Annotated in this window: 6 protein-coding genes and 1 pseudogene; 2 read left to right on the top strand and 5 right to left on the bottom strand. The window is 48.8% G+C overall.

Annotated features, from left to right (window positions below):
- The coding region (locus EH55_RS12890; protein WP_037978684.1) for an IS256 family transposase at positions 1-505 on the top strand (505 nt) is incomplete at its 5' end.
- Positions 506-720: 215 nt separating this feature from the next.
- Here the strand turns inward: EH55_RS12890 and EH55_RS14915 are convergent.
- From EH55_RS14915 to EH55_RS12905, 5 genes and pseudogenes are all read right to left on the bottom strand, one after another.
- Positions 721-822, bottom strand: a complete 102-nt coding sequence (locus EH55_RS14915) for a hypothetical protein (protein ID WP_141730596.1) — start codon at positions 820-822, stop codon at positions 721-723.
- Between the two features lie 22 nt (positions 823-844).
- A pseudogene (locus EH55_RS14285) lies at positions 845-1,417 on the bottom strand (transposase); the annotation flags it as partial.
- The gene (locus tag EH55_RS14920; protein ID WP_081839602.1) at positions 1,359-1,544 is read right to left on the bottom strand and encodes an IS630 transposase-related protein; all 186 of its coding nucleotides are present in this window, start codon (positions 1,542-1,544) and stop codon (positions 1,359-1,361) included. The gene EH55_RS14920 and the pseudogene EH55_RS14285, both read right to left, overlap by 59 nt.
- 149 nt (positions 1,545-1,693) lie before the next feature.
- Positions 1,694-1,981 carry a type II toxin-antitoxin system YafQ family toxin gene (locus EH55_RS12900; protein ID WP_037978686.1) on the bottom strand — a complete coding sequence of 96 codons (288 nt, stop codon included), beginning with the start codon at positions 1,979-1,981 and terminating at the stop codon, positions 1,694-1,696.
- Positions 1,974-2,252 carry a type II toxin-antitoxin system RelB/DinJ family antitoxin gene (locus EH55_RS12905; protein WP_037978689.1) on the bottom strand — a complete coding sequence of 93 codons (279 nt, stop codon included), beginning with the start codon at positions 2,250-2,252 and terminating at the stop codon, positions 1,974-1,976. Before EH55_RS12905 ends, EH55_RS12900 begins: the two co-directional genes overlap by 8 nt.
- 150 nt (positions 2,253-2,402) lie before the next feature.
- Here EH55_RS12905 and EH55_RS12910 point away from each other — a divergent pair, with 150 nt between their 5' ends.
- Positions 2,403-3,173, top strand: coding sequence for a helix-turn-helix domain-containing protein (locus EH55_RS12910; RefSeq protein ID WP_051682927.1), 771 nt, complete (start codon positions 2,403-2,405; stop codon positions 3,171-3,173).
- Positions 3,174-3,185 lie beyond the last annotated feature (12 nt).

Consider the following 3,185-nt stretch of genomic DNA (forward strand, 5'->3'; position numbering starts at 1 on the left):
TGCAGATGCGATAAGCGCCGTATATCCCAAGGCCGAAATCCAGCGCTGCATTGTCCATCAGATCCGTTACACGACAAAATTCGTCTCTTACAAGGACATTAAGGCTTTTATGAATGATTTGAAGGGTGTCTATCAGGCTCCTACACTGGAGCAGGCCGAGGAAGGGCTTGACAGACTTGAAGAGAAGTGGGGCTCGAAATACCCGTCTTCGGTAGCGAGCTGGCGGAACAACTGGCCTCAGTTATCCGCTTATTTCAAGTATCCCTATGAGCTGCGCCGGATGATCTATACGACAAACCAGATCGAGAACTACAACCGGCAGCTCAGGAAAGTGACAAAAACACGTACGATCTTCCCCTCAGACGACGCCCTTCTCAAGCTCCTTTATCTTGCGACGATGGACATCACTGAAAAGTGGACCGGCAGGGACAGGGACTGGAGTAAAATTCTGTCACAGCTGTGCATTTACTTTGAGGAACGCATAGAACCCGGAGATCTGGAATAGCCCTAAACGCCTATAAGAAAAGTCCGGGCTGCAGTCCATTGACAGCCCGGATAGCGTATGTCATTATGGTGATACTGAAGCAGTAACGGTAACCCTTTGATGTCTTACATCGATCCAGGGGCAAGGGGTTTACACAGAATAAGTTACACTACCCAGTACGTATATTTGCGGCCCGTTTTTGTCAAAGCACGATTGTATATACTTACTCAATCAACTTATAACCAGAACGCGATAGCCTCATCAAGCGACTTCATGTAACTCATGGTGCTCTGCAAGCGCTTCTTTAGGACAGCCCAGAAATGCTCTATCGGGTTCAGTTCCGGCGAGTATGGCGGGGAGGAATTTTACCCTGTGTCCGGAGGCTTCGGCAATTCGCTCAAGATGCTTCTTCCGATGGAACGCCGCGTTGTCCATTATTAAGGTTTTCCCTCGCTCCAGTGCAGGATATAGCCGCTCTTTGAACCACGCCTCAAACAGCGTGCTCTCCATAGTGCCGTCGTACTGCACTACACGATTTTCCCGCAGCATAATGCGGCTGCAATCCCTGCACTCATGTACCTGCGCCCTCTGATTTTTTCGCGCACACGACCATGCGCGTGCCCTGTACATGTATCTGTCTATGCCAGTCCCGTCGACGTATACGAGCCGATCCTGCGGTATTGTGTCTATCTTTTCTATGTATTCCGCGACTTTCTGCCCCTCCTGCTCTTTGTAAGTGGTATATTTTTTTATTCGTATATCCCATTCTCTTAAGCGCCTTCGACACTGCAGCAGATGAACAGCCGAATACCTCGCCGATTTCGTACAGGTATGCGTCGGGGCGTGCGGCGAGTATTCTTTCAGCTTCTGGGGGTCAACCTTCTTGAAATATTTCCCCCCTTGGCTTGTCTTCCAGATCCACCTGTTCCTCAAGCTGCTTCTTCCAGCGCCACAGCGCGGTCTTGCCTACATTGAAAACCTTTGAAGTCTTATTGGGAGTGTGCCCGCCAAGCAGATATTTTATAGCTCGTTCTCGTAAGTCTTTTGAATAGCACGTCATGGCGATAGTTTAGCTTATATTAGAATGCCTTTATAAAGTTAATTGAGTATAATTTTCTAAAATGGAATTTGCCGTAGGCAGAAGACGAAGAGAACGAGAGCCGCCTCCCTCGTCGGGAGGGCGGCTTTTTTGTCGGGCTTTTTTACTATTTATTTGCCGAATATTTCGGAGTGGCTGCCCGCGCGGTAGAGTGTAAGGACTAAGACGTCGGCTTCTTTGATATATACGAGGAGCCAATCCGGCGAGACGTGGCATTCCCTGTAGCCTTTCCAATCGCCCGCGAGGGCGTGGTCGTCATGTCTTGGCGGCAACGGTATGTCGTTGGCTAGCATTTCAATGACGTCGAGCAAAAGCGTAATATCTTTTCTCTGGCGTTTTGCGGCTTTAAAGTCTTTTTTGAATTGTTTCGTCCAGATGACGGCGTATTTATTAGTCATCGGATTCCAGCTCCGCTATTATTTCTTCCATTGAGTGATAAGTTTTAGCATCGGGGTCGCGTGCCAGACGCCACGCTTCTTCCATGGCTTCAAGTGTCTCCTTGCTGAGCCTGCGCCGCACGGAAAATGGGAAACCGCCGGCGTCGATGGATTTGCGCAGGAAGACGTTCACGGCGTCGGCTGTGGTGAGGCCTAAATCACGGAAAGTCTGATCGGCCATCTGTTTTATTTCGGGCTCCACTCTTATATGAAGTATTTCTGTTTTAGGCATTTTCATCCCTCGCTTTATGCGTGTTGGTTTGTATATGAATTGTATCATAAACGTTATATTTTCTCAACAGACTATAGACGATTTTTGTTGTTGTTCTGTGATAATGTCACCCTCTAATCGTTCTGAGATAATGTCACTATGAGGCAGATCATGATGAGTATGACAAACGATGAAGCGAGAAGGGTAAGGATTATAGGAGCCGCGTCATCAGGCTTAGTGACTAATGGGGAGGCATCTGAACAGCTTGGTATTTCTATAAGACAAATCATAAGGCTAAAAGCCAGCTTTGCCAGAAACGGCGCAAGGGGGATGGTGCATGGAAACGCGGGACGGAAGCCGAGGCACGCTCTTTCAGATGAGGTTAAAACGAGGATTGTCGAGCTGTTTGAGGGGAAGTATTTTGACTATAATTTCTCTCATTTCACTGAACGCCTGAACGAAGCGGAGGGAATGTCTGTGAGCCGTTCTTCGGTGTTCCGTGTGCTTAAAGGAGCTGGTATAAAGAGCAAGAAGGCAGTGAAGCATAAAGCAAAACAGCACCGGCCGTGTCCAAGGAAGACGACCGCCGGTATTATGTGGCAGACCGATGCAAGCAGACACAAGTGGTTTGGTGAAGAACACGGATATGCAACTTTGCACGCATATATAGACGATGCGACAGGGGTCGTTACAGGGGCGTTCTTTACTGAAACTGAATGTATGCGCGGCTATGCCGCGGCGCTGGAACAAGGGATGCTTGCATATGGATTGCCTCTGTCCATATACAGCGACCGCCATACTATATTCCGTTCGCCCAAGGAGTTGACCGACGATGAGATTTTGAGCGGAACGGAGCTGCCGCTGTCAAACTTTGGCAAGGCGCTGTATGAGCTTGGTATAAAGCAGATAACGGCGCACAGCCCTCAGCCAAGGGACGTATAGAAAGGCTCTGGA

Origin of the sequence: Synergistes jonesii (assembly GCF_000712295.1) — a bacterium.
GTDB classification, from domain to species: Bacteria; Synergistota; Synergistia; order Synergistales; family Synergistaceae; genus Synergistes; species Synergistes jonesii.

Coding starts and splice junctions, on each gene's coding strand:
- EH55_RS12905 (WP_037978689.1), bottom strand. CDS start 2,252: ATGCCTAAAACAGAAATACTTCATATAAGAGTGGAGCCCGAAATAAAA.
- EH55_RS12910 (WP_051682927.1), top strand. CDS start 2,403: ATGATGAGTATGACAAACGATGAAGCGAGAAGGGTAAGGATTATAGGA.
- EH55_RS14920 (WP_081839602.1), bottom strand. CDS start 1,544: ATGACGTGCTATTCAAAAGACTTACGAGAACGAGCTATAAAATATCTG.
- EH55_RS12900 (WP_037978686.1), bottom strand. CDS start 1,981: ATGACTAATAAATACGCCGTCATCTGGACGAAACAATTCAAAAAAGAC.